Origin of the sequence: Kribbella sp. NPDC048915 (assembly GCF_040649595.1) — a bacterium.
Classification (GTDB): Bacteria; Actinomycetota; Actinomycetes; order Propionibacteriales; family Kribbellaceae; genus Kribbella.
The window spans coordinates 15,729-31,869 of sequence record NZ_JBEZFT010000049.1 but is presented as its reverse complement, the minus strand read 5'-3'; the positions used below and the strand labels follow the sequence as shown (position 1 = coordinate 31,869).

General features: G+C 69.2%; 14 protein-coding genes. 8 read left to right on the top strand and 6 right to left on the bottom strand.

Features of this window, described 5'->3' with window-relative positions; all coding sequences use genetic code 11:
* The first annotated feature begins 2 nt into the window (after nucleotides 1–2).
* From nuoN to AB0B82_RS23165, 5 genes are all read left to right on the top strand, one after another.
* A complete protein-coding gene (nuoN, locus tag AB0B82_RS23185) occupies nucleotides 3–1,583 on the top strand; it encodes an NADH-quinone oxidoreductase subunit NuoN (RefSeq protein WP_360172122.1) in 1,581 nt (526 codons plus the stop codon).
* On the top strand, nucleotides 1,580–2,602 hold the full coding sequence (locus AB0B82_RS23180; RefSeq protein ID WP_360172076.1) for a polyprenyl synthetase family protein: 1,023 nt from the start codon (nucleotides 1,580–1,582) through the stop codon (nucleotides 2,600–2,602). The genes nuoN and AB0B82_RS23180 overlap by 4 nt, the downstream gene beginning before the upstream one ends.
* A 128-nt stretch (nucleotides 2,603–2,730) precedes the next feature.
* The gene (locus tag AB0B82_RS23175) at nucleotides 2,731–5,043 is read left to right on the top strand and encodes a molybdopterin cofactor-binding domain-containing protein (RefSeq protein WP_360172074.1); all 2,313 of its coding nucleotides are present in this window, start codon (nucleotides 2,731–2,733) and stop codon (nucleotides 5,041–5,043) included.
* Nucleotides 5,044–5,051: 8 nt separating this feature from the next.
* Nucleotides 5,052–5,534: a (2Fe-2S)-binding protein gene (locus AB0B82_RS23170; protein ID WP_360172071.1), complete on the top strand. Its 483-nt coding sequence runs from the start codon at nucleotides 5,052–5,054 to the stop codon at nucleotides 5,532–5,534.
* The gene (locus AB0B82_RS23165; RefSeq protein WP_360172068.1) at nucleotides 5,527–6,663 is read left to right on the top strand and encodes an XdhC/CoxI family protein; all 1,137 of its coding nucleotides are present in this window, start codon (nucleotides 5,527–5,529) and stop codon (nucleotides 6,661–6,663) included. The genes AB0B82_RS23170 and AB0B82_RS23165 overlap by 8 nt, the downstream gene beginning before the upstream one ends.
* Here AB0B82_RS23165 and AB0B82_RS23160 read toward each other — a convergent pair.
* Nucleotides 6,641–7,960, bottom strand: a complete 1,320-nt coding sequence (locus AB0B82_RS23160) for a cytochrome b N-terminal domain-containing protein (protein WP_360172065.1) — start codon at nucleotides 7,958–7,960, stop codon at nucleotides 6,641–6,643. The two genes, AB0B82_RS23165 and AB0B82_RS23160, sit on opposite strands and share 23 nt — an antisense overlap.
* 116 nt (nucleotides 7,961–8,076) lie before the next feature.
* On the opposite strand from AB0B82_RS23160, the gene AB0B82_RS23155 reads away from it, so the two are divergent.
* Nucleotides 8,077–10,257 (top strand): serine/threonine-protein kinase, encoded by a 2,181-nt coding sequence (locus AB0B82_RS23155; RefSeq protein ID WP_360172062.1) that lies wholly within the window; start codon nucleotides 8,077–8,079, stop codon nucleotides 10,255–10,257.
* 1 nt (nucleotide 10,258) lies between these two features.
* Here AB0B82_RS23155 and AB0B82_RS23150 read toward each other — a convergent pair whose 3' ends face one another.
* The 3 genes from AB0B82_RS23150 to rarD all read right to left on the bottom strand — a co-directional run bounded on the left by AB0B82_RS23150 (nucleotide 10,259) and on the right by rarD (nucleotide 12,253).
* Nucleotides 10,259–10,714 (bottom strand): cupin domain-containing protein, encoded by a 456-nt coding sequence (locus AB0B82_RS23150; protein WP_360172059.1) that lies wholly within the window; start codon nucleotides 10,712–10,714, stop codon nucleotides 10,259–10,261.
* An 82-nt stretch (nucleotides 10,715–10,796) separates the two neighbouring features.
* Nucleotides 10,797–11,273 (bottom strand): Rrf2 family transcriptional regulator, encoded by a 477-nt coding sequence (locus AB0B82_RS23145; protein WP_360172056.1) that lies wholly within the window; start codon nucleotides 11,271–11,273, stop codon nucleotides 10,797–10,799.
* Nucleotides 11,274–11,335: 62 nt separating this feature from the next.
* Nucleotides 11,336–12,253, bottom strand: coding sequence for an EamA family transporter RarD (rarD, locus tag AB0B82_RS23140; RefSeq protein WP_360172053.1), 918 nt, complete (start codon nucleotides 12,251–12,253; stop codon nucleotides 11,336–11,338).
* 106 nt (nucleotides 12,254–12,359) lie between these two features.
* Here rarD and AB0B82_RS23135 point away from each other — a divergent pair, with 106 nt between their 5' ends.
* Entirely contained in the window at nucleotides 12,360–13,112 is a 753-nt protein-coding gene (locus AB0B82_RS23135) for a TIM barrel protein (RefSeq protein WP_360172050.1), read from the top strand.
* A 46-nt stretch (nucleotides 13,113–13,158) separates the two neighbouring features.
* Here AB0B82_RS23135 and AB0B82_RS23130 read toward each other — a convergent pair whose 3' ends face one another.
* Both AB0B82_RS23130 and AB0B82_RS23125 read right to left on the bottom strand, forming a co-directional pair.
* The gene (locus AB0B82_RS23130) at nucleotides 13,159–14,586 is read right to left on the bottom strand and encodes a hypothetical protein (RefSeq protein ID WP_360172047.1); all 1,428 of its coding nucleotides are present in this window, start codon (nucleotides 14,584–14,586) and stop codon (nucleotides 13,159–13,161) included.
* Nucleotides 14,583–15,143, bottom strand: coding sequence for a SigE family RNA polymerase sigma factor (locus tag AB0B82_RS23125; RefSeq protein ID WP_360172044.1), 561 nt, complete (start codon nucleotides 15,141–15,143; stop codon nucleotides 14,583–14,585). The genes AB0B82_RS23130 and AB0B82_RS23125 overlap by 4 nt, the downstream gene beginning before the upstream one ends.
* 136 nt (nucleotides 15,144–15,279) lie before the next feature.
* Between AB0B82_RS23125 and AB0B82_RS23120 the strand changes: the two genes are divergently transcribed.
* Nucleotides 15,280–16,116, top strand: a complete 837-nt coding sequence (locus AB0B82_RS23120; RefSeq protein ID WP_360172041.1) for a D-Ala-D-Ala carboxypeptidase family metallohydrolase — start codon at nucleotides 15,280–15,282, stop codon at nucleotides 16,114–16,116.
* The last annotated feature ends 25 nt before the right edge of the window (nucleotides 16,117–16,141 follow it).

Sequence of the window (16,141 nt, the reverse complement as noted above, 5' to 3'; positions counted from 1 at the left end):
CGATGTTGCTGCCGCTGGCGGACTTCACGGCGCCCAAGATCGAGTACAACGAGCTGGCTCCGCTGCTCGTCGTGTTCGGTGCGGCGGCCGTCGGCGTCCTGGTCGAGGCGTTCCTGCCGCGGCCGTTGCGGCACCTGGTGCAGCTGGCCGTCACGGTGGTCGCCGTGGTCGTGGCCGGTGTGCTGTCCGGCCTGCTGATGTACGACAAGAAGGAACTGATCGCGGCGCAGGGCGCGATCTCGGTCGACGGCCCGGCGCTGTTCACCTGGCTGATCCTGCTGGCGCTGACGCTGATCAGCGTGCTGCTGTTCGCGGAGCGCTCGATCGACGGCGGCCTGTCCGCGTTCGCCGGCCAGGCGGCCGCGGTACCGGGCTCGGAGGCCGAGCGGGAGGGCACCGCGGCGCGGATCGAGCACACCGAGATCTTTCCGCTGACGCTGTTCGCGGTCGGCGGCATGATGTTGTTCGCGGCGTCGAACGACCTGCTGATCCTGTTCGTCGCGCTCGAGGTGTTCTCGCTGCCGCTGTACCTGCTCTGCGGCCTGGCGCGCCGTCGCCGGCTGATCTCGCAGGAAGCCGCGATGAAGTACTTCCTGCTCGGCGCCTTCTCGTCGGCGTTCCTGCTGTTCGGGATCGCGCTGCTGTACGGGTACGCCGGCACGATGTCGCTCGGCGGGATCGCGGACGCGCTCGGCACCCAGACCGGCGGCGACGCCATCCTGCTGGCCGGCACCGGCCTGCTGGGGGTCGGCATGCTGTTCAAGGTCGGCGCCGTACCGTTCCACTCCTGGACGCCGGACGTGTACCAGGGCGCGCCGACGCCGGTCACCGGCTTCATGGCGGCCTGCACCAAGATCGCGGCGTTCGTCGGTCTGATGCGGGTCTTCTACGTCGCGCTCGGCGGGACGCGCTGGGACTGGGCACCGATGATGTGGATCGTCGCGATCCTCACCATGGTGGTCGGTTCGATCGTCGCGATCACCCAGACCGACGTGAAGCGGATGCTGGCGTACTCCTCGATCGCGCACGCGGGCTTCCTGCTGACCGCGTTCGTCGGCCTCGCGCAGACCGGCAACGGCGTCACCACCGGGATCACCTCGACCCAGGCGGTGCTGTTCTACCTGGTCTCGTACGGCTTCCCGACGATCGGCGCGTTCGCGGTCGTGACGCTGGTCCGCGACGCCGGCGGCGAGGCGACGCACCTGTCCCGCTGGGCGGGCCTGGGCAAGAAGTCGCCGCTGCTGGCCGGCATCTTCGCGTTCTTCCTGCTGTCCTTCGCCGGGATCCCGCTGACCGCGGGCTTCACCGGCAAGTGGGCGGTCTTCAGCGCGGCGTGGACCGGGGGCGCCTGGCCGCTGGTCGTGGTCGCCGTCCTGTCCAGCCTGGTCGCCGCGTTCTTCTACGTCCGCGTGATCGTGCTGATGTTCTTCTCCGACCTGCCGGCCGATTCGCCGGACGTGGCGCTGCCGGGCTGGCAGACCACGTCGGCGGTGGCCCTGGGTCTCGCCGCCACGGTGGTGCTCGGTCTGGTTCCCGGACCGGTGCTCGACCTGGCGGCCCGAGCTGGTGAGTTCATCCGTTGAGTCCGACCCCGCTGCCGGCCGAGAGCCTGGGATTCGATTTCGCCGATGCGGCGCTCGAGTCCCGGGTTCGTTCCGGTCTGGAGCGCGTCGAGCAGGTGCTGCTCGACGCGACCCAGTCGGAGGCGCCGTTCGTCACCGAGGCGGCGCAGCACGTCACGTTCGCCGGTGGCAAGCGGTTCCGTCCGTTGCTGGTGCTGCTGGGCGCCGAGTTCGGTCCGGAGCCTGCGGCTGACGACGTGGTGAAGGCGGCCGTGGTCGTCGAGCTCACGCACGTCGCGACGCTGCACCACGACGATGTGATGGACGAGGCCGCGCTGCGGCGCGGGTCGTCCACGGCGAACGCGCGGTGGGACAACTCGGTCGCGATCCTGTCCGGCGACTGGCTGTTCGCCCGCGCGTCGGACCTGGTCGCGGACCTCGGTCCGGAAGCGGTCCGGATCCAGGCCCGGACCTTCGGCCGGCTGGTCGAAGGGCAGATCCGCGAGACCCTCGGTGTCGGCGAGGGCCAGGACCCGCTCAAGCACTATCTGTCGGTGGTCTCCGACAAGACCGGTTCGCTGATCGCGACCTCGGCGCTCTTCGGTGCCCGGTACGCCGGTGCGCCCGAGGACGTCCAGGAGGCGCTGCGGGCGTTCGGCGAGGAGATCGGTGTCGCGTTCCAGCTCGCCGACGACCTGCTCGACATCGCCTCGGAGTCCGGCCAGTCCGGCAAGACCCCGGGGACCGACCTCCGCGAGGGGGTTCCGACTCTCCCGGTGCTGATCTTCCGCGCCCAGGCGGACCCCGCGGACGCCACGGACGCCCGGCTGCTGGAGCTCTTGGACTCCGATCTGTCCGACGACGCCCGGCTCGCCGAAGCCCTCGAGCTGCTGCGCTCGCACTCGTCCTTCCGTCAGGCCGAGGACGACGTCCGTCGCCGCGCGACCGACGCCCGCAAACTCCTCGCAACCCTCCCCGAGGGCCCCGGCCGCGAAGCCCTCGACGCCCTCTGCGACCTGGTCGTCACCCGTTCCGTCTGACCATCGGCAGACCGTTGCCGCCCTTCGCGTGACCGGGGGGCGGTTTGGTGCGTTGTGGTTGGTGAGGTCACCGAAGTGGGCCTTCTGGCTGTGGGGCGCCAGGCTTTCCGGCGAGTGCGGAGGTCCAGATGGTCGAACCGGCGCAGGCAGCGGACGGGCGGGTCAGCAGGCGGAAGGTGCTCGGGTATCTGATCGCCGCGCCCACACTCGCGGTCGGGGTCTGGGCGGTGGATCAGGCCGGGCCGCGGGACGCCGACGCCGCCGTACCGTCGTTGCTGCAGCCGGAGAACATCTTCGACCTCGGCGACCTGCAGAACCTGGCCGCCGCACCGACGTCCGGCCTGATCACGGTCGAGCTGAACAGTGACGGTACGGCGTACTTCGCGGTGCCGCGCTGCGAGGTCGGGCAGGGCATCACCACCGCGTTCGCGATGATGGTTGCCGAAGAGCTGGATCTCCCGATCGGCAAGGTCGAAATCACGCTCGCCGACGCCCGCCCGGAGCTGTTGATGAACCAGCTCACCGGCGGCTCGAACTCGATGCGCAGCATGTACCTCCCGGTCCGCACGGCCGCCGCGATCGCACGCCAACGCCTGGTCGACACGGCGGCTGCCCGGTGGGGCGTCGACGCGGAGCGGCTGACCACCCGCAAGGGCGTCGTCCGCGGACCCGACGGACGTACGGCGTCGTACGGCGCGCTGGCCACCGCGGCGGCGGCGCTGAAGACGGTGACGTTCGCGGCAGAGCTGAAGGAACCGTCGGAGTTCAAGGTTCTCGGGAAGCCGCGCAGCCGCGTGGACGGGCGTGACATCGTCACCGGCCGCAAGCAGTTCGCGATGGACCTCGAGGTGCCGGGCGCGAAGCCGACGATGGTGGCCCGGCCGCCGACGATCAACGGGACGCTGCGGTCGATCAACAATCTGGCTCAGTTGCGGGCGCTGCCGGGGGTGACCGATGTCGTTGGCATCACCCATGGTGTGGCGATCCGCGCCGAGACGTTCGGGCAGTGCATCGACGCGATCCAGAAGGTCGACGCGACCTGGGGTCCGGGCCCGGTGGACGACGAGTCCGACGAGACGGTGCTGGCGAAACTCCGGGCGGCGCAGCTGCCGATGGCCGTTCCGCCGCTGCTCGCGGAGACGATCGACGCCGAGTTCGTGTTCGCCTTTGCGAGCAACAGCCCGCTCGAGCCGGACTGCGCGATCGCGGACGTGCGGCCGGACAGCGCCGAGATCTGGTCCTGTCTGAAGGTTCCGATCGTGGCGCAGCAGGACATCGCGAAACAGCTCGGTCTCCCGGTCGACGCGGTGACGGTGCACGTGGTGCAGGGCGGCGGCTCGTTCGGGCGGCACCTGTTCCACGACGTGGCCGCCGAGGCCGCCGAGATCTCGCAGCAGATGGGCAAACCGGTCAAGCTGTCCTGGTCGCGGACCGACAACTTCCGCCAGGGCCGGACGCACCCGATGTGTACCTCGCGGGTCCGGGTGAACTACCTGGCGGGCAACGTCCTCAGCTACGAGCAGCGCCATACCAGCGTGCAGACCGACTTCGGGCACGGCCTCGGCGAGATGATCACCGCATTCGCGGCGGACCTGCCGGTGGCCGGCAACCTGTCGTTCGCCGAGACGATCTTCACGCTCACCCAGACCTCGCCGTACGACTTCGGCGTCACGACCCAGCTGCTGAACGAGATCCCGCTGAAGTTCAACACCGGCAGCATGCGCAACATCTACTCGCCGAACGTGGTCTGCGCCGAGGAGTTGGTCGTCGATCAGCTCGCCGCGAAAATGGGGCAGGACCCGGTCCGCTTCCGCCGCAATTTCCTCAAGGACAAGCGGCTGCTCGCGGCGCTGAACAAGGCCGCCGAGGTCGGCGACTGGGGCAAGAAGATGCCGAAGGGCACGGCGCAGGGCGTCGGCGTGCACTCGGAGTACCGGGCCGCGGTCGCGACGCTGGTCGAGATCGACTGCCGCCCGGAGACCGTGAACCGAAAGGTCGAGGGTGAGGCAGTCACCGGGCCGCGGGTGACCAAGGCCGTGATCGTCGTCGATCCCGGCTTCTGCATCAACCCGCGTGGTCTCGAGGCGCAGATGATCGGCGGCCTGCAGGACGCGATCGCGCTCGCGCTGACGTCGAGCCTGCACATCAAGGACGGTATCCCGCTCGAAGGCAGCTGGGACAACTACTTCTACACCCGGCAGTGGAACTCGCCGCTGGACGTCCAGGTCGTCATCATGCCGAACACCAGCGAGAGCCCGAGCGGTGCCGGTGAGCTCTCGGTGGCTCCGGCGTTCGCCGCGGTCGCCTGTGCGTACGCCCGCGCGACCGGCACGATGCCGACGTACTTCCCGATCAATCACGGCACGCTCGGGTTCGAGCCGCTGCCGCTGCAGCCGTCCACTCCGCAGTCGCCGACCGACGGCCTCGACCACACGTTCTGAGGAGTCCGATGCCTACGCACACCTTCACCCTGAACGGCCGGCTGATCAGCGTCGACGCCGAGGACTCCGTTCGGCTGCTGTGGGTCCTGCGCGACCTGCTCGGCGTCACCGGCCCGAAGTACGGCTGCGCGATCGAGGTGTGCAAGGCGTGCACCTCGCACCTGAACGGCAAGGCCTTCAACCCGTGCTCGGTCCAGGTCAAGGACATCCGGCCGGACGACGAGGTGACCACCATCGAGGGGCTGCCGGCCACCGTCGGCAAGGACCTGCACCCGATGCAGGAGGCCTGGCTGGAGTACGACGTCGCGCAGTGCGGGTACTGCCAGCCCGGGCAGATCATGGCGGCCGTCGCGAAGGTCCGGCAGGTGCGCGAAGAGGGTCGCGAGATCACCGACGCGGATCTCGACGAGCTGCGCAACATCTGCCGGTGCGGGACGTACACCCGGATCCGCGACGCCGTGAAGGCCGGCGCGAAGGACATGGGTGCGTGACGTCCTGCCGCAGCTGCGGCAGTGGTCCGGACGGTTCGCGCTGGCGACGGTGATCAGTACCTTTCGGTCGGCGCCGCGGCCGCCTGGTGCGGTGATGGCGGTCTCGGCCGACGGCGTGGCGGTCGGCAGTGTGTCGGGCGGATGCGTCGAGGCCGATGTGTACGCCGTGGCGCAGGACGTGATCCGCACCGGCGTACCTGTGGTCCGGCGGTACGGCGTGTCCGATGACGACGTGTTCGCGGTCGGGTTGACGTGCGGCGGGGTGATCGAGGTGCTGGTGGAGCCGATCGATCCTTCGTCGTGCACATTCGCTGCGGTCGCCGCGGCTGTGGAGTTGGGGCGACCGCTCGCGGTGGCGACTGTGGTCGGGCCGGAGGTCGCGCCTGGACGGCTGGTGATCGAGCCGGGTCGGGTGTCTGGGAGTTTGGGCGATCCGGGGCTGGACGCGGCGGTTGCCGACGATGCGCTGGGAATGCTCGACAGCGGTTCGAGTGCCGTGCGGGAGTACGGCGTCCACGGCGAGTGCCGGCGTACCGAGATCGCTGTCTTCGTGCGGGTGTTCACGCGGCCGCCGCGGATGGTCGTGTTCGGGGCGATCGACTTCGCCGCGGCCCTGGCGCGCGTCGGCAAGTTCCTCGGGTATCACGTGACGGTGTGCGATGCGCGTGCGGTGTTCGCGACGCGCGCACGGTTTCCCGACGCGGACGAGGTCGTGGTCGATTGGCCGCACCGCTACCTCGCGGGCGTCACCGATCAGGTGGATCGCCGGACGGCGTTGTGCGTGCTGACGCACGACCCGAAATTCGACGTACCGCTGCTGCAGGTGGCGTTGCGGACGTCGGCCGGGTACATCGGGGCGATGGGTTCGCGGCGGACGCACGAGGACCGGCTGGCACGGTTGCGGGCGGCCGGGGTGAGCGAGGAGGAGCTCGCGCGGCTCACGTCACCGACCGGGCTGGACCTCGGCGCGCGGACGCCTGAGGAGACGGCGATCTCGATCGCGGCCGAGATCATCGCGCAGCGCACCGCGGCGAGCGGCCGCCCGTTGTCCACGACGACGGGGCGGATCCACGGTGCGCTCGACGTACCCGGCCTGTCCCGATTGCTCAGTGCTTCAGCGTTGCCGTGAGCTGCCGTGCCGACGGGCGGTGGTCCTCGGTGTAGCCGCCGTTCAGTTGGCGGACCACGCGGCCGGTTTCGATGCCGTGCTCAGTGATGTCGACCTCCTGCTGTTGCAGACCCAGGCAGATCCGCCGGGTGATGAACAGCGCCACCGGTGGGCCGACGATCAGCAGGACCTGGAACAGCCGCAGCAACACGTTGAACGACAGGTGGAACTGGACCGCCAACGTGTCCGCGCCCGCAGCCGCCCACAGGACGCCGTAGAACGTGATGCCGGCGACGCCGAGTCCCGTCCGCGTCGGGTGGTCGCGCGGGCGCTCGAGGTCGTGATGGTCCTTCCGGTCGCCGGTGATTCGCTCTTCGAGGAACGGATAGACCGCGACCAGCAGGAGGAACAGCGTGCACGCGGCGACCGGCAGCAGTACGGCCAGGCTGATCGTCTTGCCCCACCAGACGACCTCCCACCCGGGTGCCAGCCGCAGCGAGCCGTCCAGGAACGCGAGGTACCAGGCCGGGCCGACGCCGGCCGAGGTGTCCGCGGGATCCGCCGGTCCGTACAGCCAGACCGGGTTGATCGTGGCCGTCACGGCCATCAGCAGCGAGACGCCGACGACGAAGCAGAACAGTGCGGCACTCTTCAGGACGCCCACCCGTCCGCGGCTGCCTTGCTGCGAGCGTGCAGCGGGTTTGTTGAGCGCGACGGCGATGAACAGTACGACGATCAGCGCGGGCAGTACGACGACGTGCAACGGGTAGAAGCGGGTGATCACGTCGCCGGGGAATTCACCGCCGAACAGCACGTACGACAACGCCGAACCGACGACCGGGGTCGCTTGAAGGACGCCATCGAGTACGGCGAGACTCGTGCCCGACGCCATGTCGTCCGGCAGCGAGGTACCGGTGAGGCACGCGCCGAGCGTCACCACCAGCAGCCCGAAGACGACCAGCCAGTTCCGGCGCCGCGGCCGGCGGAAGCCCGCGGTGAAGAACAGCTGCAGCAGGTGCAGGGTGATCGCCGCGACCATGATCAGCGTGGCCCAGTGGTGCACTTGGCGGACCAGTAGCCCGGCGCGGGTTTCGAACGTGATGGCGAGCGTCGAGTCGAGTGCCCGCGACATCTCCGTACCGCGCAACGGCCCGTACGGTCCGTCGTACACGACCGGCTGGGTGGACGGCTCGTAGTCGAGCATCAGCACCACACCGCTGAGCGAGATCACGACGAAGCTGTAGAACGCGATCTGGCCGAACAGCAGCGACCAGTGATTCGGGAACACTCTCGTGCGCAGGTTGCTCCAGAGGCGCATGATCGACCTCCCTCGGTCATCCATACGACACCGCAGCCCGCCGATCTGTGACGCGACGTGGCGCAGTTCACGTCTCGCGACCGGCGGTGGTACCGCGCGCCGTTAAGGTCCTGCGGGTGAGCCAACGCACGCTGGGCAACGGCAGGTACGTCCTGAGTGACCGACCGATCGGCAGCGGTGGGATGGGGACGGTCTGGAAGGCGTTCGACAACGTCCTGCACCGCGAGGTCGCGGTGAAGGAGGTACGGATCCCGGAGGGGCTGAGCCCGGAGGAACAGGACACGCTGCGGATGCGCGCGTTGCGGGAGGCGCGCGCCGCAGCGGGGCTCGACCATCCGGCGATCGTCACGATCCACGACGTCGTCGACGAAGGCGGCCGGCCGTGGATCGTGATGCGGCTGCTGCCCGGGCAGACGCTCGACCACATCGTCCGCGCGAACGGTCCACTGAGTCCGCGGCGCGCGGCCGAACTCGGCGTACGGCTGGTGGAGGCGTTGGGTACGGCGCACGCGAAGGGCGTGCTGCACCGCGACGTCAAGCCGCAGAACGTGATGCTCGGCGCCGACGACCGGTGGATGCTGACCGACTTCGGCATCGCGTCGGTCGCCGGTGCGACCCGGACGCTGACCGGTACCGGCATCGTGACCGGCACGCTCGGGTACGTCGCACCCGAGCGGCTGTCGGGTGGTGAGTTCGGGCCGCCGGCCGACCTGTGGGCGCTCGGGGCGACGCTGTACTTCGCTGTCGAAGGGCAGCATGCGTACGACTTCGACGACCTGCCCGCGATGATCGCCGCCGTCCTCACCCGCGATCCACAGCCACCCCGCCACGCCGGTCCGTTGGCACCGGTCATTGCCGGACTGATGGCACAGGACCCGGCGCAGCGGCTGGATGCGGGGACGGCTCGGCAACAGTTGCTGGCTGTCGCGGACGGGCACCCGACCTTCGAGAACCCGACCGGGCCCGAACACCCGACCGAGAAGATCCGCTCCGGCACCAAGGTCCTGCCGACCGAGCCGGGTGCACGGCCGTTCACTGCCGGTGCCGGTGCCGGTGCCGGTGCCGGTGCCGGTGCCGGTGCCGGGGTCGGTGCCGGGGTCGGCGGTGGGGTCGGTGCTGGGATCGGTCGTGGGTCTGGAGTTGGTCCGGGTGCCGGGGCGGTGCGGGCGTTGGCGGTGGTGGTGGCGGTGCTCAATGCTTTTGTGGGCGCTTGCCTGGGCTTGATGGTTTTCAGCCTGACCCAGGGCATGCCGGTGTGGATCGCGGGCGCGGTCGCCGCAGCCGCTGTCGTCGGAGGGGGCCTCGGAGTGCTGCTCGCGGGCCCGATCGGCCGATGGTTCGGCTTGCCCGCGGCGTTGGTGGTCAGTGCCTTGGTGACGGGCGAGGCAGTACTCGCCGCCGGATTCGTGGTGGATCCGCAACGGCCGATCCCGGCGGTGACCCTGTTCGGCATCGGGGCGATTACGTTCGCGATCTGGCACCGGCTGTCCCTGACCGCGCGCCGTCAGCTCGTCCCCGCGGAACGGGTCGGGTCCGTCAACGCGATCCACCGAGCATCCGGCTTCGGCGGCTTCGTCGTCGGCGCCGCGCTGGCGGCGGCCTTGCTGTGGTTCAGCCTCGACGGCCACCAGACGAACTTCATCGTCACGTTGATGCTGTCCGTCGGCGCGCTGGTCGTCGTCGCGGCCCTCTCGACCATTCCCGCCGTACGGTCCATCGGTACGCCGCCAGGCCGCCGGCCGGTGCCCGCCACCACCGCGGTGGCCCTGGTGATCCCGGTCCTCCTCGGCGTCCAGTTCGGCGTGCAGTACGTCCAAGGCCGCGACGACTTCACCGCCGTACCGGACATCTGCTCGTCCAAGTACCTGTCCCAGGCCCGGATGACACGAGTGATGGCAGACCCACCTGAGCAAGACGCGTACACGAGCTCGACCTATGCCCGGTCCACTTGGGAGTGGACCGGTGACGTCGTCGCCGAGTTCGAGGTGTACGTCCGCCGGTACGACGACGCCCGTGCGGCGGGCCGCCGACTGAACAACGAGCGGGAGTCGGCGGAAAAGGACGGCGCCCGGATCATCGAGGTGACCACCGGCGACGAGGGCTTCGCCCATCCGTACGACAGTTACCTGAACTCGACCGACACCCTCGGTGTCGTGGTGGACGTTCGCATCGAGAACCTTTTCCTCGAGGTCTCGTGGGAACGTGCCGGCCTCGACGACAATCCCGACCCCGCCTACGTCCGGTCCCTTGCCGACAACCTGACCAGCGAACTGCTGGCCCAACAGCCTCGCGGGTGAGTCAGCGGTTCTGCCAGGCCGGGCTCTCGACGTAGTGGTTGTCGTAGCGGTCGCTGGTCTTGGCGACCTCCGACCAGTCGGTTTCGCCGGTGTACGCCGACTCCAGGAGGCGGTAGTAGCCGAAGCGCGGTTTGGCTTGCGTCAGGACGAAGAGCACCTCGGCGGGCTCGGCGCCCGCGGCCTCGAAGGCGTGTGGGGTGTTCGGCGGGACCAGCAGGAAGTCGCCCGTCCCGAGTTCGGCGAGGCTGTCGCCGGTGAGAACGCGAAGCTTGCCGTTCAGCACGTAGAACAGCTCTGCGGCTTCACGGTGCAGATGCGGGGGAGCGCCCTCCTTGCCGGGCTGGAAGATCGAGCGGTGGCTGGTCAGGTGGCCGGCGGTGTCGGATACGTCGGCCAACAGCGTGACTCCGCTCGCTGGGAGGGTCTCGGCCGCGGTGCTGCGGATGAGAACGGTCATAGGTCGCTCCTTGGGGTCATGGATATTCGATGTCCAGAATTTATCGGTGGTCAAAGACCTGAAGGTCCGGGGTGTGGCAGGCCTACAGGTTTGCGAAGCGGTTGCGGGTGTTGGCGGGGGCGTTCGGGTTGCCCCGAACGACCTCGTCGGCAATGTCCGCGATCGAGCGGCTCGCCAGCTCGCGGCGGTACGTGAGCTCGGCCCCGCGCATCGCCTGGGAGATCACGCATACCTCGGTGTAGTCGGCCTTGGGGTCGGCGCCCGGGCCTTCCTTGAGGATCTCCCGGCAGCGGAACGCCTCCTCCGGCCCCTCGATCGCCACGACGACGTCGAGGAGGCTGATCGCGTTCGGGTCGCGAGCGAGCTGAAAGCCGCCCTTCGGTCCCGGGATCGAGGTGAGGATGCCGGCCCGGGTGAGCGCCTGGAGTTGCTTGTTCAGGTACGCCGTGGGCAGGTTGTAGAAGGCTGCGAGCCGCTTGGCGGTGATCGCCTCGCCGGGCGCCCAGCTGAGATTCACACAGCTGTGCAACGCCCACTCGACGCCCTCGTTCATGCGCATATTCTGGATACTAAATGTCCTGAATGGTGTCCGTCAAGCGCACCGGGGGAGCGCTCCGTGGGTCAGACGGCGGAGGCGGTCACCGCGGTGCGTTCCAGGGCGAGGGTGCGGCGGCGGGTGTGCATGCTGTCGAAGGTGAACAGGGCCAGGGCGACCCACACCAGGCTGAACCCGGCCCAGCGCATCGGCGACATGGCCTCGTGGAAGACGACCAGGCCGAAGATGAACTGCATGATCGGCGCGATGTAGTTCAGCAGCCCGAGGGTGGTCATCGAGATCCGCGTCGCCGCGGCGCCGAACAGCAGCAGCGGTACGGCGGTGATCGGACCGGTCAGCATCACCAGCACCAGGTACGCCGTGCCGTGGTGGGTGACCGTCGAGTCACCCTGCAGGCCGAGCACCAGGATCGCCGCGACCGCGAACGGGACGACGGTTCCGGACTCGACCGCCATGCCTTCGATCGCGCCCGCGCCGGCCTTCTTCTTCGCCAGCCCGTAGAACCCGAACGAGAACGTCAGGATGATCGCCACCCACGGCGGCCGCCCGTTCTCGATCGTCAGCCCGGCGACGGCCGCGAATGCGATCCCGACCGCGACCCACTGCACCGGGCGGAGCCGTTCCTTCAGGACGACGACGCCGAGCAGCACCGTGAACAGCGGCGTGATGAAGTACCCGAGCGACGTCTCCACGACGTGACCGTTGCTGACGCCCCAGATGTAGGTGCCCCAGTTCGCCGAGATCAGGAACGCCGCCGCGATCAACGGCCACCGGCGCCGTGGTTCCGCGAGCAGGGCCTTCACGGCGGCAGACTTCCGCAGTACGGCGACCAGAACGACGATCGTCACCAGCGACCAGAGCACGCGATGGGCCAGGAGTTCGACCGCGCCGGAGTGGTCGAGGAGCTTCCAGTACAGCGGGAACAGCCCCCAGATCAGGTAGGCCGCGAAACCGTAGGTGAATCCTCGACGCTGTTCTGGCACCCGGCCAGCGTAGCTGCCCGACAGTCGCGTTCAACTGGTTTGCTCATGACGTGAGACGCGCTGGTGTGATGCGGTTGGATAGAAGGGTGCAGATGAGGAGGCCCGCGTGGCTGTGAGGACCGGTCTGGTCTCGGTGACGTTCCGCCGTTCGCCCGTCGACCAGGTGGTGGAGCTGGCGGCGAAGTCCGGGCTCACCGCGATCGAATGGGGCGGCGACGTGCACGTCCCACTCGGCAATCTCGTCACTGCGAAGCGCGTGCGCAACCTCACCGAGGTGCACGGGCTGCAGGTCGCGGCGTACGGGTCGTACCTGCGCGCGGGCAGCGCCGACCGCGAGGAGATGCGCTCTGCCGTCGCGACCGCCCAGGCGCTCGGCGCACCCCGGATCCGGGTCTGGGCCGGCAACGTCGGTACGGCGAACGCCGGCGTCGGCGACCGGATGGCGGTGACCCGCGGACTCGCCGAACTCGCCGACATGGCGGCCGGCGCCGGGATCGAGATCGCCATGGAGTTCCACCGCAACACGCTCACCGACGAGGTCGACTCGACGATCACGCTGCTGCTGGATGTCGGCGCGCCGAACCTGACGACGTATTGGCAACCGCCCGTCGACCTCGACGACGCAGCCTGCCTGCAACAGCTCGAGTCGTTGCTGCCGTGGCTGAGTACGGTGCACGTGTTCTCCTGGTGGCCGTCGAACCACCGCCTGCCGCTCGCCGCCCGGGAAACGCTGTGGCGGCCGGTCCTCGACCGCCTGGCGGCCGAGGACCGGGAGATCAACGCGCTGCTGGAGTTCGTCGCCGACGATTCGCCCGAGCAGCTCACCAAGGATGCCGCTGACCTGCACAGCTGGGTCTAGTGTCCTGTGGGACACTGGACAGCCGTCGAACTTCGGACCCAGGAGATCAGTCAGGTAGGTAGACGGCCAGGATCAGCGTGCCCTTGGTAGGGGTGCCCTCGGTGATCGTCAGCGTCGCCTGACCGGCCGGACCGGAGCCGTGCGCGTCCCAGCCGAGGCCGAGGGATCCGACGCTGCTCGGGTCGGTGCTCACTCCGGTGTCGGTCTTGCCGACGGTGAGCTGTGCCTCGCCCCGGGTCGCGATGCCCAGCGGCGAGCTGCCGTACGCGAGCACGTACGGCTGGTCGGCCGGCGTGGTGATGGACACCTTCTGGCTCGGGCCGGCCGCTGTTCTGACCTCAGCGAGCCGGTAGGTGTAGCCGCTGCTCTCGAGCCGCTCCGGGAATTGAACACCGTCGACGGACCGGTGCTCGCCCTTGAAGTACACGCCGAGTCCCAGCCGCGCGTCCGCCGGAATCGTGGTGTTGCCGGCGGCCGACGTGACTTCGGCGATGACGTCGACACGTTGCCCGGCGGGAACGGGTGACGCGATTTCCACACCGGTACCGACGCCTGGGTCGATCGAGTCGGCCGCGCAGCTGGTGAGGACGGGGCGGCCGGCGATCCGCATCTTCACCGAGTACGGCGGGGTCATGCTGTCGGAGCCTTTGTTCGCCGTGCAGAACGGGTGCAGGGCCAGGGTCGCTCCGGTCGAGGTGAAGCTGAAGCGCACCTCGCGTTGGCCTTGATCCGCGAGCTCGGCGCCGGCGAGGGTGTCGCCGCCGATGCGTTTGCGGTAGGTCACCCCGTCCTTCTGGTAGTCGTCCGACCCCGGTGGGACGACGCGGAGCGGGGCGCCGTCCGTGGTGGCGGAGGTCGGGCCGGAGGAATAGATGCCGAGCGCGATCCGGGGGCTCTCGCCGCCTGGGCGCTGGGTGTCGAGGTCGACGATCTCGGCGGTCACCTGCACCGGCTTGCCGAGCGGCGCGTCGAGCCACAACGGGTGGTCCGGTCCGACCGAGGCGGTGGTCCCCATCGTCCAGGAGCTCGGACCGGCGTCGCAGCTGCCGGGTCCGACGTACCAGCCGTTGATCGTGTAGCGGATCGCGTACATCCCGCTGCCGGTGGTCTGGCACTCGCCGTGGAAGGTGAGGGCGGTGGTCGTCGGCGTCCAGGTGAACGAGATCTTGTCCTGCCCGCGATCGCCGATCCATGCCTTGAGCAACCTGTCGTTGCCGACCACACCGGGGACCGTGACGTCGTCGCGGGTGTAGTCCGCGGGCGGTTTGTCGGCGGGCTGTGTCGTCGAGGTCAGCGCCGGCATCAGGCCGGCCACGACGCCGGCGAGTACTGCCACGATGCCCAGAGCAGTGAAGGTCCGGCGCTGCCTCGTCCGGCGGATCTTCTGCCGGACGCCGGGGAGCAGGTCGGGAGCGTGCTGATCGACGGAGTCGGCGCGGGTCGCGAGTTCGTCGCGCAGGTCCTGCAGGTTCATCGCGGCGTCTCCGAATCTTCCGGGGTGATGACGGCATCTTCCGGGGTGATGACGGCGGGATCGAGGCGGAGCTTGGCGAGGGCCTTCGCGGTCTGGCTCTTCACGGTGCCGACCGAACTGCCCATCAGCCGGGCGGTCTCCGCCTCGCTGAGGTCCTCGTAGAAGCGGAGCACGACGACGGCGCGCTGCCGGCGGGGTAGGCGTCCGATGGCCGCCCACAGGTCGAGGCCGTGCTCGCGGTCCGGGGCGGGACGGTCGGGCAGTTCGTCGGTCGGCACCTCGCCGTTCCAGCGGCGGCGCCACCAGGACGAGTAGGTCGTGACCAGGATGCGCCGGACGTACGGCTCCGGGTTGTCCTCGCGGATCCGGGACCAGTGGAACCAGGCCTTGGCGAGCGCGGTCTGGACCAGGTCCTCGGCCAGCGGGTGGTCGCGGGTCAGCAGGTAGGCCGTCCGGAGCAGGGCGGGCGAGCGTGCGGAAACGAATCTGTCGAAAGTTTCCGTACCCTCGCGCACAGCGGCCACCGCCGTCCCCAGAACGCCGTCGTTGATGCTCACATCCTGGAGGACCGGCGGGACGTCCTGGAAAGTTGCCCCGCTGTGTGCCGGAAATTTTCCGCGAGTACTGGCCAAACGGTGGAAAATCACGGAATCCTGTCGGGGACAGGTTCCTTCACCGCCCCGGAGGTGTCCGATGTCCCTCGGTCCGAGTTTCCCGAATTTCCGGAATCCGAAGTTCCTGAGTTTCCTGCCCGCGCGTTTCCCGGGCTTGCGTTTCCAGGGCACGCTGCTGGCGCGGCCGGTGCCGCGGCTGCTCGCGGTCCTGATGCTGTTCTGCGCGACCCTGACGGTGTCCCAGGTGGCGACCACGACCGCCGCCCATGCGGACGGTTGCTACACGTGGGGCCGCACGCTCAGCCAAGGCATGTCCGGCGCCGACGTGCGGCAGTTGCAGATCCGCGTCTCCGGCTACCCCGGGTACGGCGGTCACCTGGCGATCGACGGTGTGTTCGGCCCGGCCACGAAGGCTGCTGTCCAGCGGTTCCAGGCGGCCTACGGGCTCGCGCAGGACGGTGTCGCCGGACAGGCCACGTTCAGCAAGATTTACGCGCTGCAGGACGACGACTGCACGCCGATCCATTTCACCTACGCCGAACTCGACGACGGCTGCGGTGGGTCCGGATACGACGGTGGTCCGTTGTCCGAGGCAGCGACCAGGGCGAACGCGCTGGAGACCATGTGGCACCTCGAGGCGTTGCGGCACGCCCTGGGCGACCAGCCGCTCGTCATCAGCAGTGGTTTCCGCAGCTATCCCTGCAACAGTCAGGTGGGCGGCGCGAGCAACAGCCAGCACCTGTACGGGCGGTCCGCCGACCTGGTCGGGGTGCATTCCTTCTGCACGCTCGCCAAGCAGGCGCGGTATCACGGTTTCGGCGGCATCTTCGGGCCCGGGTACCCCGGGCACAACGACCACACCCACGTCGACATCCGCACCTCCAACACCTGGGACGCCCCGACCTGCGGCATCTGACCAACCCTGAGCGAGCCTGACCGGC

Bases quoted from the DNA above. Each gene is read 5' to 3' on its own strand.
- nuoN (WP_360172122.1), top strand. From the start codon at position 3: ATGTTGCTGCCGCTGGCGGACTTCACGGCGCCCAAGATCGAGTACAAC.
- AB0B82_RS23175 (WP_360172074.1), top strand. From the start codon at position 2,731: ATGGTCGAACCGGCGCAGGCAGCGGACGGGCGGGTCAGCAGGCGGAAG.
- AB0B82_RS23170 (WP_360172071.1), top strand. From the start codon at position 5,052: ATGCCTACGCACACCTTCACCCTGAACGGCCGGCTGATCAGCGTCGAC.
- AB0B82_RS23160 (WP_360172065.1), bottom strand. From the start codon at position 7,960: ATGCGCCTCTGGAGCAACCTGCGCACGAGAGTGTTCCCGAATCACTGG.
- AB0B82_RS23150 (WP_360172059.1), bottom strand. From the start codon at position 10,714: ATGACCGTTCTCATCCGCAGCACCGCGGCCGAGACCCTCCCAGCGAGC.
- AB0B82_RS23145 (WP_360172056.1), bottom strand. From the start codon at position 11,273: ATGCGCATGAACGAGGGCGTCGAGTGGGCGTTGCACAGCTGTGTGAAT.
- AB0B82_RS23130 (WP_360172047.1), bottom strand. From the start codon at position 14,586: ATGAACCTGCAGGACCTGCGCGACGAACTCGCGACCCGCGCCGACTCC.
- AB0B82_RS23120 (WP_360172041.1), top strand. From the start codon at position 15,280: ATGTCCCTCGGTCCGAGTTTCCCGAATTTCCGGAATCCGAAGTTCCTG.